This is a genomic window from Kribbella swartbergensis, from assembly GCF_054784135.1.
Genome location: NZ_BAAGPM010000018.1, coordinates 89,173 through 112,638 on the forward strand (window position 1 = coordinate 89,173; position 23,466 = coordinate 112,638).

Below are 23,466 nucleotides of genomic sequence, written 5' to 3' on the forward strand. Positions count from 1 at the left end.
CCCACCGATGTCGTCTAAGGTCGTCGATCGTGACTCCGCCCGCTGAATCGGATACGCAGCGCATCCCGGTCCGCTATTGGATCTGGTTGTTCGGCGCTGCCGTGTCCCTGCTCGGCGACCTGACGATGACGTTCGCGATCGGATGGTCGGCCAGCCAACACGGCGGTCGGGTCGCAGGTCTCGTGCTCCTGCTCGCCGCCGCGCCGCGGGCCGCCCTGCTGCTGGTCGGCGGCGCCGTCGGCGACCGGTTCGGCGCACCCCGCGTCCTGCTGGTCAGCTGTACGGCGATGTTCGTCGTGACGGCCGCGCTGGTCCCGGCCACGATGGCGGCCGGCGAGCCGGTCTGGCTGCTGCTCGGCCTGGCCTTGGTGGTCGGGGTCATCGACGCGTTCTTCCTGCCGTCGTCACGCTCGATGCCACGCCTGCTCGTCCCACCGGAGCAGGTTCCACGAGCGCTGGCGAGCTTCCAGGTCACCGGCGTCGTCTTCGCCGTCAGCGGTACGGCGGTCGGCGGTGTCCTGGTCAGCTGGGCCGGGCTCACCGCCGCGGCCGGGTTCGACGCGCTCACCTTCGGCGTGATGATCGTCGTCCTGATCCTGCTGCGGAAGACGATCGCCCCGCCGGGGGAGATGCCGACCGGGATGGTCCGGTCGATCGTGGCCGGGATCAAGGTCGCCTTCGGCCGGCCGCTGACCCGTGCGCTGCTGATCACGATGACGGTCGCCGCCGGGCTGCTGATGCCGTTGGACGCGTTGCTGTTCCCGTTGCTGGCCAGGGCGCACGGCTGGGACGCGGCGACCGCGGGACTGCTGGTGGCCAGCCGGAGTCTTGGCGTGGGGGTGATCGCGCTGCGCATCCTGATGCGCGGAGCGTTTCCGCGGCCGGGTGTGTTCGCCGCGCTCGGTCTGCTGGTGGCAGCCGCGGGGCTGCTCGGGCTGTCCGTCCTCGACCCGCTCCCGCTCGCCTTCGCGGCCGGTGTGCTCAGCGGGATCGGCGTCGGGACCTTCACCGGTCACGTGCTGCCGCTGCTGATGAACTCGGTCGACCGTGAGTACCAGTCCCGGCTGCAGTCGGTCGTCGTCCTGTGCCAGAGCCTGGCGCTCGTGGTGATGAACCCGGTCCTCGGCACCCTCTCCGACGTCGAGGGTGTGGGCATCACCGGGGTCTGCTTCGGCATCTCGATCGCCGCGGCGCTGACGGGCCTCGTCGTACTGACCCGACCCGTCCTGCGCGCGGCGACCGTTACCTAGGGCCCTACGGCTTGCCGGGGGCGCGGTAGGACCAGCCCGCCGCACGCCACCGCGCCGCGTCCAGAAGCAGCCGGGCGTCGACGACGGCAGGCGTCGCGACGACCTCCTTCAGGGCCACCGGATCGAGCGCACGGAACTCGGGCCACTCGGTCAGGTGGAGTACGACGTGCGCATCCTGGCAGGCCTCGACGGCCGAACCGGCGTACCGCAGCGTCGGGCGGACCTTGCGGGCGTTCTCCATCGCCTCCGGGTCGTAGACCGTGACCGTGGCGCCGTGCAACTGGATCCGGCCGGCCACGTCCAGCGCGGGCGAGTCGCGGACGTCGTCGGTGCCCGCCTTGAACGCGGCGCCGAGGACGGTCACGTTCCGGCCGACCCACTCCGCCCCGAGCATCTCGTGGGTCAGGTCGACGATCCGGGCCCGGCGGTGGTGGTTGATGTCGTCCACCTCGCGCAGCAGCGTGATGACCTCCTCGACGCCGAGCTCACCGGCCCGGGCCATGAAGGCGCGCAGGTCCTTCGGCAGGCAGCCGCCGCCGTACCCGGGACCCGCGTTCAGCATGCCGCGGCCGATCCGCTTGTCGTACCCGAGCGCGTCCGCCAGCTGGGTGACGTCGGCGCCGGTCGCGTCGGCCATCTCGGCGAGTGCGTTGATGAACGAGATCTTCGTGGCCAGGAAGGCGTTCGCACCGGCCTTCACCAGCTCCGCCGTCGGCCGGTTGCAGACGACCACCGGCGTACCCGCGGCGATCGGGGTGGCGAACACCTCACGCAGCCGGGCCTCCGCGGTCTCCGACTCGACGCCGAACACCAGCCGGTCCGGGTGCAGGGTGTCCTCGACGCCGTGCGCCTCCCGGAGGAACTCGGGCTGCCAGGCGACCTCGACCGCCGTACCGGCCGGGGACTCGGCGTGGAAGCGCTGCTCGATGATCGCCGACGTACCGACCGGGACCGTCGAGCGGCCGACCACCAGGGTCGGCCTGGTCAGCAGCGGCGCCAGCATGTCGACGACCGAGTGCACCTGGGACAGGTCGGCCGCCTCGTTGCCCTCCTGCTGCGGCGTGCCGACGGCGATGAAGTGCACGTCGGCCCAGTCCGCGATCTGCCGGTAGTCCTTGGTGAACCGCAGCCGGCCGGACTCGGTGTGCTTCTTCAGCAGCGGGTCCAGCCCCGGCTCGTACAGCGGAGCCTTGCCGTCGTTCAGCAGCTTCAGCCGGTGCTCGTCGATCTCGACCCCGATCACGTCGAAGCCGAACTCGGCCATCCCGGCCGCGGTGTTGGCGCCGAGGTAGCTGGTGCCGATCACGGAGATCCGGAGCGGACGGGGCGTCGCTTCAGTCATGCCCGGGACTCTACCGACCGCGGTTATCAACCGGTGACCGGCTCATGTCTGCGACCTCTCCTGGCCGTGCGCTCTTGGTCACTTTCGGCGTACGACGGCTGCCCGCGCGCGGGTCCGCGTCGTACAGTGCAACTCGTGAGTAACTCTTTCGAGCTGTACACGCTGTCCGAGGAGCACCAGGCGATCCGGGACGCGGTCCGCGACGTCTGTGACGCCAAGGTCGCCCCGCACGCCGGTGACGTGGACGAGCTGGCCGAGTTCCCCAAGGCGTCGTACGACGCGCTGAAGGCGTCCGACTTCCACGCCCCGCACATCCCGGAGGAGTACGGCGGCGCCGGGGCGGACGCGCTCGCCACGGTGATCGTGATCGAGGAGGTCGCCCGGGCCTGCGCCTCGACCTCACTGATCCCGGCCGTGAACAAGCTCGGCTCGCTGCCGCTGCTGCTGTCCGGCTCGGACCAGGTCAAGCAGCGGTACCTGCCGCCGGTGGCTGCGGGCGACTCGATGTTCTCCTACTGCCTGTCCGAGCCCGAGGCCGGCTCGGACGCCGCCTCGATGAGGACGCGCGCGGTGCGCGACGGTGAGGACTTCGTGCTGAACGGCGTGAAGCGGTGGATCACCAACGCCGGCGTCAGCGACTTCTACACCGTGTTCGCGGTCACCGACCCGGAGAAGCGCTCGAAGGGGATCAGCGCGTTCGTGGTGGAGAAGGCCGACGAGGGGGTCTCGTTCGGCGCACCCGAGAAGAAGCTCGGCATCAAGGGCTCGCCGACCCGCGAGGTGTACTTCGACAACGTCCGGATCCCGGCGTCCCGGATGATCGGCGCGGAGGGAACCGGCTTCGCCACCGCGATGGCGACACTCGACCACACCCGGGTGACGATCGCCGCGCAGGCGCTCGGGATCGCCCAGGGGGCGCTCGACTACGCCCTCGGCTACGTCAAGGAGCGCAAGCAGTTCGGCAAGGCGATCGCGGAGTTCCAGGGCCTGCAGTTCATGCTCGCCGACATGGGCATGAAGATCGAGGCGGCCCGGCAGCTCACGTACGCCGCCGCCGCTCGATCGGAGCGTGGTGACGCCGACCTGACCTACTTCGGCGCCGCCGCCAAGTGCTTCGCCTCCGACATCGCGATGGCCGTCACCACCGACGCCGTACAACTCCTCGGCGGCTACGGCTACACCCACGACTACCCGGTCGAACGCATGATGCGCGACGCCAAGATCACCCAGATCTACGAAGGCACCAACCAGGTCCAGCGCATAGTCATGGCCCGCCAACTCCTCAAAGGCCTCGCCTGAACACCTTCCCGCAGGTCAGAGGCATCCTCACTGCACCGGCAACCAATCGTCCGCCCGGACCCACACCGCACCACTCGCTCGCGGTCGCCAGGCTCCCGGAGGTCTCTGGCTGGTAGTCAGACCTGGCCGGCCTTTTCCAGGGCGGTGCAGCAGGTGTTTACGAGGAGGCGGGTGACGTTGTAGGGGTCGATGTTGGCGTTGGGGCGGCGGTCCTCGATGTAGCCCTTTTTGTCTACCGCTACCTGCCAGGGGATGCGGACCGAGGCGCCGCGGTCGGAGACGCCGTAGCTGTACACGTCGTGCGGGGCGGTCTCGTGGGCGCCGGTCAGGCGCTCTTCGATGCCGTCGCCGTAGCCGGCGATGTGCTCCTCGACCTTGCCCGGGGCACCGAGGGACTCGCAGGCGGTGATGATCGCGTCGTAGCCCTCGCGCATAGCCCGGGTGGAGAAGTTGGTGTGCGCACCGGCGCCGTTCCAGTCACCCTTGGCCGGCTTGGCGTCCAGGGTCGCGGCGACGTCGTACTCCTCGGCGATGCGGTAGAGCAGCCAGCGGGCCACCCACAGGTGGTCGGCGACCTCGACCGGACCCGCCGGGCCGATCTGGAACTCCCACTGGCCGGGCATGACCTCGGCGTTGATGCCGGAGATCTTCAGGCCCGCCTCGATACAGGCGTCCAGATGCTTCTCGACGATCTCGCGGCCGAAGACCTCGTCGGCACCGACGCCGCAGTAGTAGGGGCCCTGCGGGGCGGGGAAGCCGACGGCCGGGAAGCCGAGCGGGCGCCCCTCCCGGAAGAAGGTGTACTCCTGCTCGATGCCGAACCAGGAATCCTGCTCGGCGTACCGTTCGGCGATCGGGAGGAGCTTGGCCCGGTTGTTCGTCGGGTGCGGAGTGCCGTCGACGAGGTAGACCTCGCACAGCACCAGCTTGTGGTCGCCGCCGCGGATCGGGTCCGGACACGAGAAGACCGGCTTGAGGACGCAGTCCGAGTTGTCACCCGGTGCCTGGTTGGTGCTCGAACCGTCGAAGCCCCACTCCGGCAGCTCGGCGCCGTCGGGGAGGATCTTCGTCTTCGAGCGAAGCCGCGCGCTCGGCTCGGTACCGTCGATCCAGATGTACTCGGCCTTGTAGGTCAACCGTCTGTCCCTTCGTCACGGCCGTTCTCGGGTGTTCCTGAACCGACCGATGTCGACAGTGTCAATTGGCCATTACGGACCTGTTGCCCGAGTGTGAACAGCGTATTAACCGGCCCTCTGACCGAGTGTCTTCGTGGTGCAATCAACAGACGAGGGTGCTTCGGTGCCGACCACGTCGCAAGTCGTCGAACGGCAGTGTTGCCTCAGGCAACAGTTGGAAAGCCGGCCGGACCGACCGCGGCCATCGCGCGGACGAAGTCGCTCGAGTACCGCCGGGCCGCCGACGTACAGGGTGGGCGCTTCTTCAGCCACCAGTCCTTACTGTACGGCGTCCTCGGCCGCCGCGAAGTGGGCTCGCGCCGGACGAGGACACCGATCACGGCGGTTGTTACACCTCGAAGCCTTTGCGCCAGGTGGAATGTGCCGGGTGCCAGCCCAGCTCGCGCTTGGCCTTGGCGTTGGATGCGCCGCGCAGTTCGGTCATGAGCACGACACCGGCCTCTCCGGCGGCCAGCCGTCCGATGAACCGCGGTACGCGCATCGGCTTCTTGGCGCCCAGCATCGCCGCGAGTTCCGGCAGCCATTCGGCGACCGGGGCGGGATCGTCGTCGACGATGTTGTAGACACCGCGGCCACCGTTCTCGACGGCTGCGACCGTGGCCTCGGCGGCGTCGGCGATGTGGACGAACGACCACACCCCGCCGCCGTCGCCGACGACCGGGAACTTGCGTTTGCGGATCATCTCAAACTGCTCGGACCCTGGCGCCATGGAGGTGCCGGGTCCGTAGAAGGCGCCGTAGCGCAGCACGATCCCTTCGGTCCAGGTGGCGCCGAGCACGGCGTTCTCCAAGTGCTTGACCGCGGCGATCATCTGGCCCATCTGGCGGACCGGCGAGGGATCCAGGGGATCTTCTTCGGTCTTGACCGGCCCGCCGGTCCGGGCGTAGGTGAACGCGCCGTTGCTCTGGGCGACGAACCGTCGTACTCCGACGGCGCGGGCGGCCGCGAGCAGGTTGTCGGTGCCCTCGATCCGCAGCCGGTCGGTGGCGGCGAAGCTGCGGTCGAAATGGCGGGTGTCGATGTGCCCGATGGCGGTCAGCTGGTGAACGACCACCTCCGGCGCCGCCTCGCGCACGGCGGCCTCGACCTGGGCGCGATCGAGCGCATCGGCGATGACCGGCACCGCGCCCAGCTGTGATGTCCTGGCCTTGTCCGACTCCCTGCGGATCATGGCGAACACCTCGTGTCCCGCATCGACCAAACGCGGCACCAGCTGCTTACCCATCGCTCCAGTCGCTCCTGCAACCAGCACTCTCATCGTCAGCTCCTGTTCGGTTCGGATCTGCCACTTGAACCGGACGGCCTGCCGTTTCCTGACAGGAGCCACGCGTGATACATGTCACATGGACTAGTTGCTGGCTGCGGAATGGCTTACCGGGTGACGGTCGGGGGACGGGGCTTGATGGGTCGGGAACGAGCGGACCGGGGTCGGGACGGTGAGGCCGACCGTGTCGCCCGGTTGAGGGACGAGGTGACCCGGGACCCGGGCCACGATCCGGGTCGAGGTGCCGGCCAGGTTCAGGCGGACGACGGCGTCCGGGCCGTGGTAGGCGATCGACACCACGTCGGCCACCGAACCGGACGGCTCGCCAAGGACGACCTGCTCGGGCCGGACCATCACCAGTACGTCGCCGGTGTCACCTTCGGCGAGTTCGAGGGTGCCGAGTGCACACTCGACGACGCGCCCGTCAGCCCGACCGGAGAGCAGCATCGTGTCGCCGAGGAAGCTGCCGACCTCGGGCGTGGCCGGGGTGTCGTACACCTCGGCCGGGCTTCCGACCTGGGCGAACCGGCCGTCGAACATCACCGCCACCTGGTCGGCGAACGAGAGCGCCTCGGCCTGATCGTGGGTGACCAGCACGGTGGTGGCGCCGCGTTCGGCGAGGGCGGTCAGCGTCGCTTCGCGGGTCGCGGCGCGCAGCGCGGTGTCGAGGGACGAGAACGGTTCGTCGAGGAGTACGACCGCGGGCTCGCGGGCGAGCGCTCGGGCCAGCGCGACCCGCTGCTGTTGGCCGCCTGACAGCTGATCCGGGCGGCGCCGCGCCAGGTCCGGCGACAGTCCGACGAGCTCGAGCAGGGGCCCGACCTGGGTCGCCCGGCGGCGTTCGGCCCGGGGAAGGCCGAACAGGATGTTGCCGGTGACATCGAGATGCGGGAACAGTGCACCGTCCTGCCGGACGTAGCCGATCCCGCGCCGCTCCGGCGCGACCATGCTCTGTTCACCGGTGAGCACTTTGCCGTCCACCTCGATCCGGCCGTGCGCCGGGCGCACGAACCCGGCCAGTGCCCGCAGCAGCGTGGTCTTGCCGCTGCCGGACGGGCCGAGCACTGCAGTCGTGCCACCCGGCCTCACCGTCAGGCTGACCCGGTCGAGCACCGGCGGACCGCCGTACCCGACGGTCAGATCGGTGATGACGATGCCGGCGCTGCTCATCGCTGCTCCATGATGTGCCGACGCAGCAGCAGGGTCAGAGGGGCCGACAGTGCGATCATCGCCGCTGCGTACGGCGCACTCGCAACGTAGTCGAGCTGGTCGCTCGCCGACCAGAACGCGGTTGCGAGCGTCTCGGTGCCGGTCGGGGCGAGCAACAGCGTCGCGGTCAACTCGGTCACGGTGGCGAGGAAGACCAACACGAATCCGGTCAGCGCCGAGGGAAGGACAAGCGGGAGCACCACGCGCGCGAAGGTACCCGAGCCGGAGACCCCGAGCGACCGCGACGCCTCGATCAGCTCGGTCGGCGCGGCGGCCAACCCGGACCGCCAGGCCACCATGGCCCGCGGCAAGAACAGGACGGTGTACGCCGCCACCGCCAGGCCGGCGGTCTGGTACACCGGGCGGGCCCACTGGACGGCCAGGGTCACCAGCGCCAGCCCGATCACCACGCCGGGCAGGGCACTTGCGACATAGGTGACCCGCTCGAGGCCGGCCGCCAGCCGGGACGGGTAACGGTGCAGCAGCCAGGCCCCGGGTAGCGCGGCGAGGGTAGCGGCCAGGCCGGCGAGCACGGCCAACCCGATACTCGAACCTGTTGCCGAGAGCAACGGTCCCGCCTCCGTCGCGCCCGTGTCGATCGACCGCGCCAGCCAGCGCAGCACGATCACCGCGGGCACCATCACAGCCAGCCCGACCAGGACCGCGAGTGCACCGAGTGCCGGCGCGGTCCACGCCCCAAGGTGGTGGGCGACGGGCCGCTGCCCGGATCCAGGGCCGAGCCGGGCGATACGGGCCCTGCCGCGCAGTGGCACCTCTGCGACCAGGAAGCCCAGACACAGCACCGCGAGTACAGCGGCAAGCAGGCTGCCGGCCGCGTTACTGAATCCAACGGCGAACTGCTGCAGGATCGAGGTCGTGAACGTCGGGTACCGCATCATTTGCAGTACGCCGAACTCGGCGAGCAGATGCAGCGCCACCAGCAAGGCACCGCCTGCCACAGCGGGCCGCAACTGAGGCACCACCACCCGCAGCACCGCGCCGGGGCCCGACAGCCCCAGTGAGCGAGCGGCGTCGAGGTGGCCTTGGTCGAGCGCGCGAAGCAGTGCCGCCGCCGGGAGGAACACGAACGGGTAGTAGGCCAGCGCGGTGACGAAGACGGCGCCGCCGAGCCCCTGCACCGAGGGCAGCACCGATGTCCAGGCATAGCTGCTCACGAACGCCGGGATGGCCAGCGGAGCCAGCAGCAGAGCGCGCCAGACGCCGGCGGCGGGCAGCGTCGTCCGCTCCACCAACCAGGCCGCACCGCACCCCAGCACAACGGTCACGGGGACGGTGAGCGTAACGAGCAGCAGAGTATTGCGAAGCAGTTCGGCGGTCCGAGGCCGGAACAGCAACCTCCACACCTCCGCCGTGCCCGCCGACGTCGCCTGACCGAATACCACGACGACCGGGGCGATCATCAGTACGGCGATCAGCACCGCGGCCACCACCAAGAGCCGCGGAGTGCGGGTGGTCCGGACGACGGGCGATGCCACCGCCGGTTCGTCGTACCGGACGAGGGCGCCGGGAGGAAGGTCAGAGAATGTCGGCATCGGTCATCAACGCTGTGACTTTGTCGGAGTTCAGCGTGAACGGGTCGACCGGAGGTGCCTGCAGGGTGTTCAGCGGCGGCAGCGCGGGATCGGAGGCGACGCCGGTCCCGACGGCGTACTCCATCGACTTCGAGTCGACCAGCACCTTCTGGCCGGCCTTGCTGGTGATGAACGCCAGGAACTTGCGCGCCTCGGCGGGCTTCTTGGACCCAGCCAGCACCGCACCGCCGGACAGCGACACGAACGCACCCGGGTCCCGGTTGCGGAAGTAGTGCAGGGCTGTGTTGCCGCTGCCCTCCTTGGTGCCGGCCTGGTCGCGGTACCAGTAGTAGTGGTAGATCACGCCGCACGGGATCTCGCCCGCGTTGACCGACTTCATCGTGGCGATGTTGTTCTGCAGTGCGCGGGCGTTGGCCTTCAGCCCCTGCAACCAGTCCTTCGTCTTCTGTTCGCCCTGACCGGCGAGCATGCCGGCCACGATCGCCTGGAAGTCCGCGCCGCCGGGCGCGCATCCCCAGCGGTCCTTCCACTCCGGTTCGGCCAGATCCATCAACGACTTCGGCAGTTCGGCCTTGGGGAGTTTGCCCGGGTTGTACACCAGCACCGTCGACCGCGCGGCGATCGAGGTCCACGCTTTCGACGACGGGATCAGGGTGGCGGGGACCTGCTTCCGGATCGATTCCTCGAGCGGCGCGAGCAGGTCGTTCCGCTCGACCAGCGTCATCGCCGGGCTGTTCTCGGTCAGGAACACGTCGGCGGGCGACTCGGACCCCTCGGCCACGATCTGGTGACCCATCGAGGCGTCGTTGCCCTTGCGAATCTGCACCTTGATCCCGGTCGCAGCGGTGAACGCCTCCGCCCAGGCCTTGGTCAGATTCTCGTGCTGGGCCGAGTACACCTGCAGGGCGCCGGGGTCCGCGACGTACCCGTTCTCGGACTTGGACCCACACCCCACCAGGCTCATCGTGCCCAGGGCCCCGAGGCCGGTCAGGAACGTACGTCGACGCATGGTCGGTCCTTTCTCACAAGGTGCATCGCCGTGGTGCGACGACGGATCGGGTTGCCGCCGGTTGGATCCGGCAGCGGCAGCCGGCGCAGCACGGCGGTGCTGACGGCGCAGAAGACGAGACCGGCGACGAGTGCGACGGCGAACTCGACGATCGGCGTGTCGAAGAACGACAGCACCTGGAACTGCACCAGGTACACATGCAGCGAGGCGGCGGCCAGTACGCCGAGCGGCCGGACGAGTAGCCCCGGAACCGGCACGGTGGGCAGCAGGGCCAGCAGCACGAGCCCGCCCATGATGGTCAGGTTGCGCTCCCACTCGGGGAAGAAGCCGAACGTCGCAGCGGCCGCGACGACAGCCGCGATCACACGACGCTTCCGGGTATCCGCGACCGCCATCGCGAGTCCGGCGACGAACAGCCATGCCACCGTCCCCGGCAGCCCTCGCAGTGGCCCGTCGAAGATCGCAAGCACCAGGTAGCGAGGCACCAGCAACACTGCCAGTGCCGCCATCGCCGTACGCCACGGATCCGCGGCGTAGGCGGCCCGTACCCGAGGTACGGCGAGCACCGCCGTCGTGGCGGCCGAGATGAGGAGCAGGGCTTCGACGAACCAGAAGATGTTGATGTCCTGCGGCCGTACCAGCCAGTGCAGCAGCGCCAGATTGGACCAGTGGATCGACCTGAATCCGAACACCATCGCGGCTGCCACGACCGTCGCCGGTACGACGATCGCGATCGCCAACCGTGCGGTACGCCGCACCCGGTCGGCTGTTGCCGGAGCGACGAGTACGTACCTGGCGAACAGGAAGCCGGCGACCGCGAGCAGGATGTGCGCTCCGCCGGCCAGCCGGAACAGGCCGACGTGGCTGCCGCAGATCGTCAGCACGGCGACACCACGCAGGAGGACGGTCGTCTCCACCGGGCGGATCAGCGAACGCCGTACAGGCTGACGGTCGCGGCCCCGGGCGGCCGACGCGACGAGATCGCGGACCGGCCGGTGATGCCAGTCGGGTGGCAGGTCACCGAGCAGCCGGGTCAGCCGGAGGGACGCTGTGACGTGGTTGAAGGAGTCACCGCCGAGCTCGGCGAAGGACCGGTCCGGGTCGATCGTGTCGCGGCCGATCAGCGGTGCGAGGGCGCTGGTGACCGCGGCGAGCGAGTCGGTCGCGTTGTCCGCGTCGGCGCGGGCGGAATCCGCAGTGTGCAGCGCGGCGCAACCGCGGCGGTCGGGTTTGCCGTTGGGCAGGAGCGGAAGGTCGGCGACCTCCCGCACCGAAACCACCGACGCGCCCAGGCCGGCGGCGGCTGCCGCTTGGTCGCGGACCGCTGCGGGTTGCCGGCCGCACGCCGTGTAGGTGACCTGCAACTGCTCGTCGGTGCCGGTGACACAGCACCGGATCCCGTCTGCGCGCAGCGCACGCTCGACCTGCCCGAGGTCGATCCGGATCCCCATGATCTTCACGTGCTCGGACCGGCGGCCCACGATCCGAACCATGCCGTCGGCGTCGATCCGGGCAAGATCGCCGGTGCGCAGTTCGGAGTGCATCCGGCCGAGCGCCAGGTCGTCGGGGTGTTCGGCGTACCCGAGCATGACGCCGGGCCCGGTGAACACCAGCTCGCCGACCGGGCCGTCCTGGGGATCGCCGGCGGGCTGTTCGACACCGGTCGTGTCGAGCCGGAACGCCGATCCGGCGATCGGCCAGCCCACCGCGTCCGAGTACCGGCCCGCCAGTTCCGGCGGGAGCACCGCCATCCGGGCCGTGGCCTCGGTCTGGCCGTACATCACGGCGAGGCCCCAGCCGGCGGATCGGCCCCGCTCGGCGAGTTCACTGACCCGTGCGGCCGGCAGCGCGCCACCCGCCTGGGCAAGCAGACGCAGGGAGGGCAGGTCGTCCAGCATTCCCTGTACGTCGAGCAGGTCGACCACGTGTGGCGTCGCCGGCAACAGGCTGACCCGGTTCCTACGCAGCTCGATGCCGAAGCTCGGGTCCGTCACCGACCCACGCCAGAGCACCGCGGTCGCCCCCGCCCGCAGTTGTGCGTGCAGGACCGACAGGCCGAAGCAGTAGTGCAGCGGCAGCGAGGTGATCGCCCGGTCCGCGGGTGTGATCGACAGCGCCGCGGCGATGGCGTCCGCGTTGCTGATCAGGTTCGTGTGGCTGAGCCGCACCAGCTTGGGCGACCCGGTGCTTCCCGAAGTACTCAGCAGCAGCGCGAGATCCGGGTGCAGCAGGTGCCGCGGCTCGGCATCCTGGCTCCCCGGCGCCGCGGCGAATGTCCCGTCCTCTCGGAGCCAGATGTCCGGCGGATAGGCGGCCGTGATCGAGGCGTGTTCGAGTGGGGCGACCAACGCGACGTGCCCGGCCCGCAGTACGGCGAGGTAGCCGAGCACCAGGTCCAGCTCCGCGGCGAGCGGGACATGCACCAGTCGGCGTCCCGTCCGGACGGCGGGAAGCCTGGCGGCGAGTGCGTCGACCCGATCGGCCAGGGCTCCGTAGCTGAGGGAGCCGGCCGCGTCGACGAGGGCAGGATGGTGGGCATCGGCCGTGTCGGACACCAGATATACGGCAGGGGCCCGCCGGAGGTGCGGCGGAAACACGATGGTTAGGCTAACCTAAGGCACCGTGAGGGTCCAGTCGCCTTCCGTCGCGACCATCAGGGTGCACACCGTCGACCTGACGGCGGCCGACATCCGATGGCTGGACCTGCTCGACGATCGGGAACGGGATCGCATCGGCCGCTGCGTCGTCGAAGCGGATCGTGCCCGGATGCTGCTCGGCGCCGCCCTGCTGCGAGTCGCCGCGGGCGCGGCGCTCGGCGTACCGCCCGCAGCGCTGACCGTGGACCGCACCTGCTCCGAGTGCGGGGGTTGGCACGGACGCCCGACGGTCCCCGGTGCGGACCTCGACGTCTCGGTCTCCCACAGCGGCAGGGTCGTGGCGGTCGCCATGCTCGTCGGCCGCGGCCGGGTAGGCGTCGACGTCCAGAACGCGGGGGACCGGCCGGTACCGGAGGTGGTCGCATGGACGATCGCCGAGGCCCGATTCAAAGCAGGCGACGGATCAGACCTCACGGTTCACCGGCTTCCGTCCCCAGCGCCCGGCCACGTGCTGACACTCGCCACCGACCGCCCGGAAGCCACGGTCCACCTGCTCGACGGCACCTCCCTGCTCAGTTCGCCGTCGGCACGATCAACCTCCTTGGGCTGACCAGGGCGCCTCAGGAGTTCCGATCGCCGGCGTAGAAGGTCACCTGGGTCGTGGTCTGGTCGGTGTCGGTGATCAGTAGCGTGGGTGGCTGGGCCGTGGTGTCGACCAGGATCTTCGCCGGCTCGTCGATCAGATGGCGCAGTACGACGGGGAATCGGGACGTCGCACCGCCGACGGCGATCACGACGGTGTCGGCCTTACGGTCGTAGGCCAGATAGGCGAACGGGAGTCGCTCGACCTCGAGCTGCTCACCGAGGGCCGGATCCAGGACCTCGATGGTGACGTAGTCGCCCTCGTGCTGGTGGGTCAGATAGTCGAGTTCGCTCTCCCAGTGGCGGCGGTCGATCTGCTGCCCGGCAACAGTCATGGCTGTCGTCCTCCTCATCTCGAAGGCTCGCTGCTCGAATGCTTCGCCATGGCGCGCCGGCCGCTTCTCGACCGGCGCCACGGCGCGAGAGATCGGCCCGGGCTGGTCAGGGCGGTGATCTGGTGGCGGTCATTCGTCGGCCTCCGCCGGCGCGTATCTCATCGGGGTCTCCTCGGATCGAACATGGAGTCCTTGGCCAATTTCTCGAAAAGCCGTTCCTCCTCGGGGGTCAGGATGGCCGGCACCATCAGTTTCACCTCGGCGTACAGGTCACCGGGCGTACCGCGCGGGTTGGGCAGACCGCGGCCCTTCAGCCGCAGCCTGCGACCGGTCGAGGTGCCCTTCGGCACCTTCACCGTGACGTCACCGCCGGGTGTCCGGAGGCTCACGGACGCGCCCAGGGCACCCTCCCAGGCCGCGAGCGGAAGCTCGACCGAGACATCCCGGCCGTCGACGCGGTACCGCGGATGGTCGGCGATCCGCGTGGTCAGGTACAGGTCCCCGGCCGGAGCGCCTCCGCTGCCCCGACCGCCCTGACCGGCCAGCCGGATCCGCTGTCCGTCGACCACGCCGGCCGGGATCCTGACGTCCAGCGTCCGGCTTCCGGCCGGTCCCTGCAGGGTCAGCGTCCGGGTGGCGCCGTGGTAAGCCTCCTCGAGCGTGATCTCGACGTCGACCTCCTGGTCCGGGCCCGGCACACGCTCCCGGCGGTGCCGGCCGCCGAACATGCCACCGAGGAGGTCGTCGACGTCGATGCCTCCCACTCCGGTGTCGAACCCGAAGCCGCCGGTGTCGTACCGGATGCCGCCCCTGCCGGACCGGATGCCGCCGGTGCCGGACCGGATGCCGCCGGTGTCGTACCGGGTGCCGTTGCCGAATCCGAATCCGCCACCGAACCCGGAGTCCCAGCCGCCCTGCTGCCGACCGCCCGCGGTCGCACCCGCGCCCGCCCAGGCCCACTCGTCGGCGCCTTCGGGAACCTGACGGAAGGCGGCACCGAAGGCGTCGTAGCGCTTCCTGGTCTGCGGATCGGACAAGACGTCGTACGCCTCGGAAATCTGTTTGAACCGCTCTTCCGCTCCGGGATCCTTGTTCACGTCGGGGTGGTACTTGCGCGCCAGCTTGCGATAGGCGCGCTGGATCTCGCCGCTGCTCGCGTCCCGCGACACGCCCAGAATCGTGTAGAAGTCCTCGGCCGGCATTCTCGCTCACCACCTGAAGCCTCTGTCAGGCCGCGCGGCCGCGTCGGCGACCACGCCGTCCTACCACCATAATTAGCACTCTCGTCAAGAGAGTGCTAGCCCGATCGCCTGCCGGCGACATGCTCGATCGGAGCCGACGGGACTTGTCGGTGGGGCGTGTGATGATGCGCAGATGACCGGAATCGACATTCGTACGGCGGTGGCCGAGGACTACGAGGCGTTTTACGCCCTGTTCGGCGGGGCGATGATGTTCGACATGGGGGCCGACGAGCTCGGCCGGCAGCTGTTCGAGCCGGACCGGGCGCTGGTTGCCGTCGACGGTGATCAGCTGGTCGGGACGGCCAAGGCGTTGACGCGGGATCTGTCCGTGCCGGGTGCGGTGGTGCCGGCCGCGCACGTGACCGCGGTGGGCGTGCGGCCGACGCATCGCCGCCGGGGCATCCTGTCCACACTGATGCAGCGGCAGCTGACCGGGGTTCCGGAGGCGATCGCGGTGCTGTGGGCCAGCGAACCCGGCATCTACGGCCGGTTCGGGTACGGCGCTGCCGCCTGGGGGATGTCGTACGAGATCGATCTGCACCGGATCGGCCCACCGGCCGTGCGGACCCGGCCCGGCGAGCTGACCGAGTTGACCCCGGACGAGGCCGCGAAGGAGTTGGCGCCGCTGCTGCGGAGCCTGCAGGAACGCCGGCCGGGAGTCTCCGGCCGATCCGAGCTGGGCTGGCAGAAACGTCTGCAGGACAAGCCGGAGGACCGCGGCGGGAAGACGGCCCGCCGGATCCTGGTGCACCGGGACGAGACCGGGTCGATCGACGGCTACGCGCTGTGGCGCGGCAAGCTGCACTGGGGGCCGACCGGTCCGGCCAACGAGGTGTCGCTCGAGGAGTTGGTCGCGCTCGACCCGGCGGCGTACCAGGCCTTGTGGCATCACCTGCTGACCATGGACCTCGCCGCCACGCTGGAGTTCGGCCACGCCGCGGTGGACGAGCCGCTGCAGCACCTCGTCACCACCCCGACCGCCCTGGGGCGGCGGATGAACGAGTCGCTCTGGCTGCGGGTGACGGACGTCGCCCGGGCGCTCAGTGACCGCCGGTACGCCGTTCCGGTCGACCTGGTGCTCGAGGTGACCGACGACCTGATCCCGGCGAACTCCGGCCGCTACCGGTTGACGGCCGACGGCCCGTCCGCCCCGGCACGCTGCGAACGCACCGAGGACCTGGCCGACCTGACGCTGTCGGTCACCGACCTCGGCGCGGCGTACCTCGGCGGTCGTCCGCTGGCCGAGTTCGCCGCCACCGGCCGGATCACCGAACACACCCCGGGCATCCTGACCACTGCCACCGCCGCCTTCCACTGGCCGATCCAGCCGGCGAGTATCGAGGTCTTCTGACGTTCAGATCGCGGTCACGCCTATCGCGACGCCGATCGGATAGGTGCCAACGGCACCGACACCACGCAGCGGTCCGTGGGATGCGAGCGTCATCGACGTGAGCATCCCCACCGCGTGCACCGTTCCGACGACGAAACCCGCCACGGCCAGCACATCGACGACCCGGCTGTCGGCTCACTCCCAGCCTTTCGGGTGGTCGCGCTGGGGTTATCGTCGGATGTGGGACCTGGGGGATGGGGAGGTCCGATGGTCACGCGGGAGTTGTCGCAGTCGAGGCGGGCAACCGTGGCCGGCCCGGCCGGGTTGGTGAGCCTCGGCGGGCTGTGCGGCCTGGCTTGGGCGTCCGGGCTGCGAGGGTTCATGGCGCAGGTAGCCGGTGACGAGGCGAGCGTCGGCTGGGTCGGAACCTTCGCCTGGATCCTCTTGCCGGGTGTGCTGATCGGCATGCTGCTGGCGTGGGCCGAGTACCTCCGGCGGACCGGCGGGCGTCCTCACTGGCGGTGGCTGGCCCTGTCCCCGTTGCTCTTCGCGGCGGTGCTGGCACCTGACCCACTAGGCGTCCTGGAGGATGGCATCGGGGGTGGTGCCATCGGGGTGCCCGTGTTCGGCATGCTGGGCGGGTATGCGATCGCCGGTCGTGGACGCAGGGCACCACGCGTGATCGCGGGCCTCTTGGCGTTCAGCGTCGTACCGATCTGGGCGCTGACGGTCGAGTCGTTCGCGCCGCATCTCGCCCTCGACACGCCCGCCGGTCTGTGGGTCGCGTTGTACTACTACTCCTTCATGGCCGTCCTCATGCTGGCCTGCGCGATCCCGCACCGGCCGGTGGCTCAGTCGTCCTGAGGTGGGGGGAGGGTCGGGTAGTCGAGGATGGGGTAGAGGCCGACGGTGAAGCCGTAGGTGGTGGGGCCGGAGCGGGGGAGTTGGTCGAACTCGTGGATGAGGTGGTCGACCTTGTCCCAGAACTCGGCGGCACGTTCCTCCGGGATGCGGGCGTGCCGGATGAACGACCGGAGCTGGCCGGCGTCGTACGCCGCTGTGGACTCCTTCGCGGCGACCTCGAAGTCGTTGAAGTCGGGCGGTAGCTGCTCGCCGTCCGGGCCGGAGCGACCGAGACCGACGTAGAACATCCGGGCGGCGCGGCCGTAGAAGCGTTCCTCGATGGCCCGGACGCGGCGGGTCCGGACCACCCGCAGGATGCCGGCGTCCGTCAGCACCTTCACGTGGTGGGCGACCGTGCTCTTCGGCCGCTTGACCGCGGTGGCGAGTTCGGTGACGGTCGCGGCCCGCTCGTGCAACAGGCCGAGGATGGTGGTCCGGAGCGGATCGCTGATCGCGCGGACCTGCTCGGCGGTGGTGAGCTCGATGGTGTCCTCGAGCTGGTAATCCGGCACCGGCGTATTGATCGACATGGTTGGATCAGACTAACATCGCCAATTGTTCGAGATATTTGGATCATTGGAGCGGATCATGACCGACGTCGTGCTGTACCACCACTCGCAGGGCCTCACCGACGGGGTGAAGGCCTTCGCCGACGAACTACGGCAGGCCGGTCATACCGTCCACCTGCCCGACCTGTACGACGGACACACCTTCGGCACCCTCGAGGAAGGGATGGAGTACGCGCGAAGCATCGGTTTCGGCGTCGTCAAGGACCGCGGAATCGCGGCGGCCGAGAGTCTTCCGGCGTCGGTCGTCTACGCGGGTTTCTCGCTCGGCGTGGTGCCGGCGCAGGAACTGGCCCAGACCCGCCCGGGTGCGAAAGGCGGGTTGTTCTACTACTCGTGCCTGCCGGTCGAGGAGTTCGGCACCTGGCCCGACGGTGTGCCGGTCCAGATCCACGGCATGGACGAGGACCCGTTCTTCACCGAGGAAGGCGGCGACCTCGACGCGGCCCGCGCCCTCGTCGCCTCCACCGACCGGGCCGAGTTGTTCCTCTACCCGGGCAAGGAGCACCTCTTCGCCGACTCGTCTCTACCCGGGTACGACGAGGCCGCCGCCACCCTCCTGATGCAACGAACCCTGGCCTTCCTGGCCGATTGAGGTCAGGACGGATGAGGGCATCTGGGGAGCGGGCGGCGGGAACACCGCGATCGTCGGGTCAGAGAGCGTGCAGTTTGGGGAACGGGGCGAGGACCCGGATCAGTTTGCCCGCGCCGAAGTCGACGACGACCGCGTGACCGCCGTCGACCGAGCTGATCTTGCCCAGGCCTTCCTTGTCGTGGGACACACGCTGGCCGACCTCGAAGACCTTGACCGGGTCCGGCACGCGGGGTTTGAAAGGACTCGTGGAGAGGTGACGACGCGTCGTCGCGCGGTTGGCATCCATCAGACCCCCAGTATGCGCCACATTCGCGCCGCGAGCCTTCTCGGTCAGGAAATGGCCGTGGCGCCGGCGTGAGTGAGCGTTGCCGTCGCGCCGTCGGCCGTGAGGAACGGTCAGATCAGGAACACCGTGTCCACATCCTGGAGCGGCTCGGCCGTCTGAGGTCGGCGCCCGAGCCGCGATCAGGGCCGCGTAGTTTCGGCTTATGCGAGAGTTCAGGATCGAGGTCCCGGACGCGGCTGTGGACGAGCTGGACGAGCGGCTGCGGCGGACCCGCTGGCCTCGGCAGCTTCCTGAGGTCGGCTGGAAGCGTGGTGTCCCGGTCGACTATCTGAGGTACGTCGTGGAGCGGTGGAAGGCGTACGACTGGCGGGCGTGGGAGGCGCGGCTCAACAGGTATCCGCAGTTCACCACCCGGATCGACAACCAGACGATCCACTTCCTGCACGTCCGCTCGCGCGAGCCCGACGCGTTGCCGTTGATCATCACGCACGGCTGGCCCGGTTCGGTCGCCGAGTTCCTGCCGATCCTCGGGCCGCTCACCGATCCGGCGTCGTACGGCGGGGACCCGCGCGATGCCTTCCACGTCGTCGCGCCGTCGGTCCCCGGCCATGGGTTCTCGGTGCCGCTGGAGTCGGCGGGCTGGAACCACCAGCGGATCGCGCACGCCTGGGCCGAGTTGATGCGTCGCTTGGGCTATCAGCGGTACGGCGCTCAAGGCGGCGACACCGGGTCCGTCGTGTCGCCGCTGCTCGGCCACGTCGATCCGGCGCATGTCGTCGGCGTACATATCAACGGGGGACTCGCGTTTCCGCAGCTCGAGCCCGGCGACGTCGAGGCACTGAACGAGGCAGAACGCGCTCGGCTCGCGGCGGCCGAACAGTTGCGTGAGGTCGGGACCGGGTACGCCGTACTGCAGGGAACCCGGCCGCAGACGGTCTCGTTCGGGTTGAGCGACTCGCCGGTCGGTCAGCTGGCCTGGATCGTCGAGAAGTTCTGGGAGTGGACCGATCCCGCGCGCGCGTTGCCCGAGGACGCGGTCGACGTCGACCACCTGCTCACCGACGCGTCGATCTACTGGTTCACCAACACGAGTGCGTCGTCGGCGAACCTGTACTACGAGAACCGGGTCGCGGCCGGTGATCCGGCGGAGCCGTCGGGGGTGCCGACCGGGATCGCGGTGTTCCCGACCGATCCCGCGATCCGCCGGGTACTAGAGCGCCGGCACCGCATCGTCCACTGGTCGGAGTTCACCCGCGGCGGTCACTTCGCCGCCCTCGAGGCGCCGGACCTGTTGGTCGACGACATCCGCGCGTTCTTCCGGAAGCTTCGCTGACACGAGGAAGTTGAGCAGGGTTCCGTCCCGCTCGACCGTCGCGTCGGGCCAGCGGCGGCGGATCATCCGCGCGGTCAGCTCGTTCGCCGGGCTGACCACGAAGAGGAGCCGCGTCGCGCCGGCCGCGATGGCGTCGGCGGCCGCGGTCGACAGCATCCGTACGCCGAGACCGCGCCGCTGCTCGGGTTCGCTGATGATCGCGGCGAGTTCGGCGGTCGGATCGCCGGCCCCGGTCGCCCAGGCCCACATGGAGTGGCCGACGATCCGGTCGCCGCGGGTGGCGACCCAGGCCTGCCCGGACGGGCAGAGCATCCGGAGCACCAGCGCGGGCCGCGGTGGGCGGCCGATCGCGGTCTGGAACCGGAAGTAGAGGCTGAGGTCCGTCAGCCCGGCCAGCATTGCCGTCAACGCGTCCGCATCGGGTTCACCGGCGGGGCGGATCATCGGTGCCTGAGTCTGGTTCACGGATTCAGCCTTCCCTGGCTTGGCTGAGTCTGTCAAGCGGACTTATCCTCGGAGTATGAACGAGCAGGTGCCCGAGGCAATGCGCTGGTCCACCGAGAACTGCACGATCTCGCGGACGATGCAGGTCCTCGGCGACAAGTGGACGTTCCACGTGCTGCGGGAGCTGTTCGTCGGCGTCCGGCGGTTCGAGGACATCCGGGCCCGGTCCGGGATCCCGCGGCAGGTGCTGACCGAGCGCCTGGCCGCGCTGATCGAGCGCGGCCTGCTCCGGCGCCATCCGTACCGCGTGCCCGGCCAGCGCGAGCGATACGAGTACCGGCTGACCCAGGCCGGGCTGGACCTCTACCCGGTGCTGGTGGCCATCATCCAGTGGGGCGATCAGTACCTGCCGCTCGACGGCGGTCCGCCGATCGTTCCCCGGCATCGCGACTGCGAGGAAGAGGTCGGCGTCGTACTGCGCTGTGCGGCCGGCCACGAGCCCGACGCCCGTGAGATCGCGATCCGCCCCGGCCCCACGGCCAAACCCAGGGCCCTGGCCGGCTGACCCGGGCCGCGCCCGAGTGCGGGAGATCAGAGGAGGTCGAGGGCGTTGCGGATCAGGCGTTCGGTCTCGCGGGGTTGGGCGGCGGAGATGGACAGGGTGTCCATGGTGAGGGTGTAGGCGTCCACCTCGTCGCGCTTGTCGACGTACACCGCACTGGTGAGGTGTTCGATGTAGACGATGTCCGGCAGGTCGGCGTCGTTGAAGCGCAGCAGGGTGAACGCGCCGCCGGTCGCGCAGTATCCGCCCTTGTCGAACGGGATGACCTGCAGCGTCACGTTGTGCCGCGTAGAGGCCACGATGAGGTGCTCGAGCTGCGCCCGGAGGATCTGCTTGTCGCCGATCGGCCGGCGCAGCACGGCCTCGTCGATGACGGCCCACAACCGGGCCGGGCGTTGCCGGGTGAGCACCTGCTGACGCGACATCCGCAGTGTGACCAGGCGGTCCTGTTCCTTCGCGGGCATCGGCTTGTCCCGGCCGAGCTGGATCACGGCCCGGGCGTACTCCGGTGTCTGCAGCAGACCGGGGACGAACTGGAGCTCGAAGGTACGGATCAGGTCGGCCGCCATCTCCAGGCCGAGGTAGGAGTGGAACCAGGTCGGCGTCAGGTCGTCGTACCGCTGCCACCAGCCGGGGTTGTTCGCCTGCCTGGCCAGTTCGAGCAGCCGCTCGCGCTCGGCGTCGTCGTCGAGTTTGTAGAGCGTGAGCAGGTCGTCGACGTCGCGGACCTTGAAGCCGACCCGGCCGAGTTCCAGCCGGCTGATCTTCGACTCCGAGCCGCGGATCGCCCAGCCGGCGTCGGTGCGGCTGATCCCGGCCTCCTCGCGGAGCCGGCGCAGGTGGGCGCCGAGCATGATGCGCAGGGCGGTCGGCCCGCCGTACGCGCCTGGCTCAGTCACGCTCGCCTCCCCAGAAGACACCGTGCGGCCATCGATCATTTCACAACAGCCGGTGACGGCGTCCAACCCGGCGCGCGTGCACGCCGTGTCACGAGACCCTACGGTCAGTAGAGTCGTCGCACAGACATCCCGACTCCTGCGAGGTTCGCCGATGCCCGATGCCACCAAGGCACCCAGTTCGATTCCGGTGGGCGTGGACACCACCAGGGCCAGCATCGCCCGGGTGTACGACGCCGCGCTGAACGGCAAGGACAACTACGAGATCGACCGTGAAGTGCTGCGGCAGGTCGCCACGGTGGCTCCGCAGGTCAACGATCTGGCCTGGTCCAACCGCAACTTCCTGATCCGGGCCTGCCGTTTCCTGGCCGGACAGGCGGGGATCACGCAGTACCTCGACTGCGGATCCGGTCTGCCGACGGCGGAGAACACCCACCAGGTGGTTCAGCGGCTGAAGCCCGAAGCCAGGGTGCTCTATGTCGACAACGACCCGGTGGTGCTGGCGCACGGCCGCGCGTTGCTCGAGGAGAACGAGAACACGCTGTTCGTCAACGCCGACATCTTCGAGCCCGACGACGTGCTCGGCAAACCCGAGGTGCGGGAGTTCCTCGACTTCAGCCAGCCGATCGCGGTGATCCAGAACGGCACGCTGCACCACTACGTCGGCGACGACGCGCCCGCGATCATGCAGAAGTACGTCGACGCCGTCGTACCCGGCTCGTACACCGTGATCGCCCACTTCTTCGACCCGGAGACGCCGGAGCACTCCGAGATCGCGCGGAAGATGGAGGAGAAGTTCACCCACAGCCCGATGGGCAGCGGCGTGTTCCGCACCCGTGACCAACTGCTGGCGATGTTCCCGGACCAGGAACTCGTCCCGCCGGGCCTGGTCCTGTGCGACGACTGGTGGCCGGACGGCCCGCGGGTCAAGCCGCTCAGCCAGGTCGAGGAGTGCATCGCCGGGGCGGTCGGCCGCAAACTCTGACATCCCGGGAGTTGCCCGGAGCATCTGTTGCTCCGGGCAACTTTTATGGTCAGACGTGCTCGGAGACGAGGACGGCCGAGGTGCCCTCGGCCAGCGCCTGGAAGATGTGCGGGTGGTCGCCCGGGTAGGCGACGTAGTCGCCGGGGTGGAGTTCGATCGGGTCCTCGGTCGGGCCGACGAGGGCCCGTCCGGAACTGAGGACGACGTGCTCGACGACGCCGGGCATGTGGGGTTCGGAGATCCGGCCGGGTCCGGGGGAGGCAACGATCCGGTAGACGTCGCGGCGGGCGTTCGGTGGGCAGGACGCGACCAGAGTGGCGGAGTACTCGGCCTGGTCGGAGTAGATGACCGGACCCTCGCCCGCGCGGATCACCTGGACCTTCGGGCGGGGCGGATCGAGCAGCGCGGCGAACGGCGTGTCGAGCGCGACGGCCAGCGCCCACAAAGTCTCCACGCTGGGGTTGCCGGTGCCCGACTCCAACTGAGACAGCGTCGACTTCGCGACGCCGGCGCGTTTCGCCACCTCGGTGAGCGACAGTCCCGCGCGGGCGCGGTGCCGGCGCAGGGAGGCCGCGATGACGTCGAGCGGCGCCTTGCTGTCCATCGTGTTCGCTCCATCGGTCTAGTTG

Annotated in this window: 23 protein-coding genes and 1 pseudogene; 9 read left to right on the forward strand and 15 right to left on the reverse strand. The window is 69.6% G+C overall.

The features are described from left to right. Positions 1-29: 29 nt before the first annotated feature. Entirely contained in the window at positions 30-1,250 is a 1,221-nt protein-coding gene (locus tag ACYVOK_RS15760; protein WP_460663160.1) for an MFS transporter, read from the forward strand. A 4-nt stretch (positions 1,251-1,254) separates the two neighbouring features. On the opposite strand, the gene ACYVOK_RS15765 is transcribed toward ACYVOK_RS15760, so the two are convergent. After that, positions 1,255-2,592 carry a UDP-glucose dehydrogenase family protein gene (locus ACYVOK_RS15765; RefSeq protein ID WP_460663161.1) on the reverse strand — a complete coding sequence of 446 codons (1,338 nt, stop codon included), beginning with the start codon at positions 2,590-2,592 and terminating at the stop codon, positions 1,255-1,257. A gap of 135 nt (positions 2,593-2,727) precedes the next feature. On the opposite strand from ACYVOK_RS15765, the gene ACYVOK_RS15770 reads away from it, so the two are divergent. Continuing rightward, positions 2,728-3,891 (forward strand): acyl-CoA dehydrogenase family protein, encoded by a 1,164-nt coding sequence (locus ACYVOK_RS15770; RefSeq protein WP_460663162.1) that lies wholly within the window; start codon positions 2,728-2,730, stop codon positions 3,889-3,891. A 116-nt stretch (positions 3,892-4,007) separates the two neighbouring features. Here ACYVOK_RS15770 and glnII read toward each other — a convergent pair whose 3' ends face one another. From glnII to ACYVOK_RS15800, 6 genes are all read right to left on the reverse strand, one after another. Then, entirely contained in the window at positions 4,008-5,027 is a 1,020-nt protein-coding gene (gene glnII, locus ACYVOK_RS15775) for a glutamine synthetase (RefSeq protein WP_460663163.1), read from the reverse strand. Positions 5,028-5,415: 388 nt separating this feature from the next. Beyond that, a complete protein-coding gene (locus tag ACYVOK_RS15780) occupies positions 5,416-6,345 on the reverse strand; it encodes an NAD-dependent epimerase/dehydratase family protein (RefSeq protein WP_460663164.1) in 930 nt (309 codons plus the stop codon). Positions 6,346-6,435: 90 nt separating this feature from the next. Beyond that, positions 6,436-7,521, reverse strand: a complete 1,086-nt coding sequence (locus tag ACYVOK_RS15785; protein WP_460663165.1) for an ABC transporter ATP-binding protein — start codon at positions 7,519-7,521, stop codon at positions 6,436-6,438. Next, positions 7,518-9,113: an ABC transporter permease gene (locus ACYVOK_RS15790; RefSeq protein ID WP_460663166.1), complete on the reverse strand. Its 1,596-nt coding sequence runs from the start codon at positions 9,111-9,113 to the stop codon at positions 7,518-7,520. The genes ACYVOK_RS15785 and ACYVOK_RS15790 overlap by 4 nt, the downstream gene beginning before the upstream one ends. Next, positions 9,097-10,122, reverse strand: coding sequence for an iron ABC transporter substrate-binding protein (locus ACYVOK_RS15795; RefSeq protein ID WP_460663167.1), 1,026 nt, complete (start codon positions 10,120-10,122; stop codon positions 9,097-9,099). The genes ACYVOK_RS15790 and ACYVOK_RS15795 overlap by 17 nt, the downstream gene beginning before the upstream one ends. Next, positions 10,101-12,677, reverse strand: a complete 2,577-nt coding sequence (locus ACYVOK_RS15800) for an AMP-binding protein (RefSeq protein ID WP_460663168.1) — start codon at positions 12,675-12,677, stop codon at positions 10,101-10,103. The genes ACYVOK_RS15795 and ACYVOK_RS15800 overlap by 22 nt, the downstream gene beginning before the upstream one ends. 67 nt (positions 12,678-12,744) lie before the next feature. Here ACYVOK_RS15800 and ACYVOK_RS15805 point away from each other — a divergent pair, with 67 nt between their 5' ends. Beyond that, positions 12,745-13,329 (forward strand): 4'-phosphopantetheinyl transferase family protein, encoded by a 585-nt coding sequence (locus ACYVOK_RS15805; protein WP_460663169.1) that lies wholly within the window; start codon positions 12,745-12,747, stop codon positions 13,327-13,329. A 10-nt stretch (positions 13,330-13,339) separates the two neighbouring features. On the opposite strand, the gene ACYVOK_RS15810 is transcribed toward ACYVOK_RS15805, so the two are convergent. Beyond that, complete coding sequence (locus ACYVOK_RS15810; protein ID WP_460663170.1) at positions 13,340-13,696, reverse strand: DUF5335 family protein; 357 nt, start codon at positions 13,694-13,696, stop codon at positions 13,340-13,342. 158 nt (positions 13,697-13,854) lie between these two features. Beyond that, complete coding sequence (locus tag ACYVOK_RS15815) at positions 13,855-14,898, reverse strand: DnaJ C-terminal domain-containing protein (RefSeq protein ID WP_460663171.1); 1,044 nt, start codon at positions 14,896-14,898, stop codon at positions 13,855-13,857. 172 nt (positions 14,899-15,070) lie between these two features. Here ACYVOK_RS15815 and ACYVOK_RS15820 point away from each other — a divergent pair, with 172 nt between their 5' ends. After that, positions 15,071-16,288, forward strand: a complete 1,218-nt coding sequence (locus ACYVOK_RS15820; protein WP_460663172.1) for a GNAT family N-acetyltransferase — start codon at positions 15,071-15,073, stop codon at positions 16,286-16,288. 3 nt (positions 16,289-16,291) lie between these two features. Here the strand turns inward: ACYVOK_RS15820 and ACYVOK_RS15825 are convergent, their stop codons facing one another. Then, entirely contained in the window at positions 16,292-16,432 is a 141-nt protein-coding gene (locus ACYVOK_RS15825) for a hypothetical protein (RefSeq protein WP_460663173.1), read from the reverse strand. Positions 16,433-16,534: 102 nt separating this feature from the next. Here ACYVOK_RS15825 and ACYVOK_RS15830 point away from each other — a divergent pair, with 102 nt between their 5' ends. Further along, positions 16,535-17,131, forward strand: coding sequence for a hypothetical protein (locus ACYVOK_RS15830; protein WP_460663174.1), 597 nt, complete (start codon positions 16,535-16,537; stop codon positions 17,129-17,131). Here ACYVOK_RS15830 and ACYVOK_RS15835 read toward each other — a convergent pair. Next, positions 17,119-17,700, reverse strand: coding sequence for an ArsR/SmtB family transcription factor (locus tag ACYVOK_RS15835; RefSeq protein ID WP_460663175.1), 582 nt, complete (start codon positions 17,698-17,700; stop codon positions 17,119-17,121). The genes ACYVOK_RS15830 and ACYVOK_RS15835 overlap by 13 nt on opposite strands. A gap of 58 nt (positions 17,701-17,758) precedes the next feature. Here ACYVOK_RS15835 and ACYVOK_RS15840 point away from each other — a divergent pair, with 58 nt between their 5' ends. Continuing rightward, a complete protein-coding gene (locus ACYVOK_RS15840) occupies positions 17,759-18,331 on the forward strand; it encodes a dienelactone hydrolase family protein (RefSeq protein WP_460663176.1) in 573 nt (190 codons plus the stop codon). A 58-nt stretch (positions 18,332-18,389) separates the two neighbouring features. Here the strand turns inward: ACYVOK_RS15840 and ACYVOK_RS15845 are convergent, their stop codons facing one another. Then, positions 18,390-18,617, reverse strand: coding sequence for a hypothetical protein (locus tag ACYVOK_RS15845; RefSeq protein WP_460663177.1), 228 nt, complete (start codon positions 18,615-18,617; stop codon positions 18,390-18,392). A 202-nt stretch (positions 18,618-18,819) separates the two neighbouring features. Here ACYVOK_RS15845 and ACYVOK_RS15850 point away from each other — a divergent pair, with 202 nt between their 5' ends. Next, the gene (locus ACYVOK_RS15850) at positions 18,820-19,950 is read left to right on the forward strand and encodes an epoxide hydrolase family protein (protein ID WP_460663178.1); all 1,131 of its coding nucleotides are present in this window, start codon (positions 18,820-18,822) and stop codon (positions 19,948-19,950) included. Between the two features lie 72 nt (positions 19,951-20,022). Here ACYVOK_RS15850 and ACYVOK_RS15855 read toward each other — a convergent pair. Beyond that, a pseudogene (locus ACYVOK_RS15855) lies at positions 20,023-20,394 on the reverse strand (GNAT family N-acetyltransferase); the annotation flags it as partial. Between the two features lie 76 nt (positions 20,395-20,470). Between ACYVOK_RS15855 and ACYVOK_RS15860 the strand changes: the two are divergent. Next, the gene (locus ACYVOK_RS15860) at positions 20,471-20,959 is read left to right on the forward strand and encodes a winged helix-turn-helix transcriptional regulator (protein WP_460663179.1); all 489 of its coding nucleotides are present in this window, start codon (positions 20,471-20,473) and stop codon (positions 20,957-20,959) included. 26 nt (positions 20,960-20,985) lie between these two features. Here the strand turns inward: ACYVOK_RS15860 and ACYVOK_RS15865 are convergent, their stop codons facing one another. Further along, entirely contained in the window at positions 20,986-21,855 is an 870-nt protein-coding gene (locus ACYVOK_RS15865; protein ID WP_460663180.1) for a helix-turn-helix domain-containing protein, read from the reverse strand. 151 nt (positions 21,856-22,006) lie between these two features. Between ACYVOK_RS15865 and ACYVOK_RS15870 the strand changes: the two genes are divergently transcribed. Beyond that, positions 22,007-22,837 (forward strand): SAM-dependent methyltransferase, encoded by an 831-nt coding sequence (locus ACYVOK_RS15870; protein WP_460663181.1) that lies wholly within the window; start codon positions 22,007-22,009, stop codon positions 22,835-22,837. A 49-nt stretch (positions 22,838-22,886) separates the two neighbouring features. Here the strand turns inward: ACYVOK_RS15870 and ACYVOK_RS15875 are convergent, their stop codons facing one another. Beyond that, positions 22,887-23,441, reverse strand: coding sequence for a helix-turn-helix domain-containing protein (locus ACYVOK_RS15875; RefSeq protein ID WP_460663182.1), 555 nt, complete (start codon positions 23,439-23,441; stop codon positions 22,887-22,889). Positions 23,442-23,466: the final 25 nt, after the last annotated feature.

Bases quoted from the DNA above. Each gene is read 5' to 3' on its own strand.
- ACYVOK_RS15765 (WP_460663161.1), bottom strand. From the start codon at position 2,592: ATGACTGAAGCGACGCCCCGTCCGCTCCGGATCTCCGTGATCGGCACC.
- ACYVOK_RS15780 (WP_460663164.1), bottom strand. From the start codon at position 6,345: ATGAGAGTGCTGGTTGCAGGAGCGACTGGAGCGATGGGTAAGCAGCTG.
- ACYVOK_RS15785 (WP_460663165.1), bottom strand. From the start codon at position 7,521: ATGAGCAGCGCCGGCATCGTCATCACCGATCTGACCGTCGGGTACGGC.
- ACYVOK_RS15790 (WP_460663166.1), bottom strand. From the start codon at position 9,113: ATGCCGACATTCTCTGACCTTCCTCCCGGCGCCCTCGTCCGGTACGAC.
- ACYVOK_RS15795 (WP_460663167.1), bottom strand. From the start codon at position 10,122: ATGCGTCGACGTACGTTCCTGACCGGCCTCGGGGCCCTGGGCACGATG.
- ACYVOK_RS15810 (WP_460663170.1), bottom strand. From the start codon at position 13,696: ATGACTGTTGCCGGGCAGCAGATCGACCGCCGCCACTGGGAGAGCGAA.
- ACYVOK_RS15815 (WP_460663171.1), bottom strand. From the start codon at position 14,898: ATGCCGGCCGAGGACTTCTACACGATTCTGGGCGTGTCGCGGGACGCG.
- ACYVOK_RS15820 (WP_460663172.1), top strand. From the start codon at position 15,071: ATGACCGGAATCGACATTCGTACGGCGGTGGCCGAGGACTACGAGGCG.
- ACYVOK_RS15830 (WP_460663174.1), top strand. From the start codon at position 16,535: ATGGTCACGCGGGAGTTGTCGCAGTCGAGGCGGGCAACCGTGGCCGGC.
- ACYVOK_RS15835 (WP_460663175.1), bottom strand. From the start codon at position 17,700: ATGTCGATCAATACGCCGGTGCCGGATTACCAGCTCGAGGACACCATC.
- ACYVOK_RS15840 (WP_460663176.1), top strand. From the start codon at position 17,759: ATGACCGACGTCGTGCTGTACCACCACTCGCAGGGCCTCACCGACGGG.
- ACYVOK_RS15845 (WP_460663177.1), bottom strand. From the start codon at position 18,617: ATGGATGCCAACCGCGCGACGACGCGTCGTCACCTCTCCACGAGTCCT.
- ACYVOK_RS15850 (WP_460663178.1), top strand. From the start codon at position 18,820: ATGCGAGAGTTCAGGATCGAGGTCCCGGACGCGGCTGTGGACGAGCTG.
- ACYVOK_RS15860 (WP_460663179.1), top strand. From the start codon at position 20,471: ATGAACGAGCAGGTGCCCGAGGCAATGCGCTGGTCCACCGAGAACTGC.
- ACYVOK_RS15870 (WP_460663181.1), top strand. From the start codon at position 22,007: ATGCCCGATGCCACCAAGGCACCCAGTTCGATTCCGGTGGGCGTGGAC.
- ACYVOK_RS15875 (WP_460663182.1), bottom strand. From the start codon at position 23,441: ATGGACAGCAAGGCGCCGCTCGACGTCATCGCGGCCTCCCTGCGCCGG.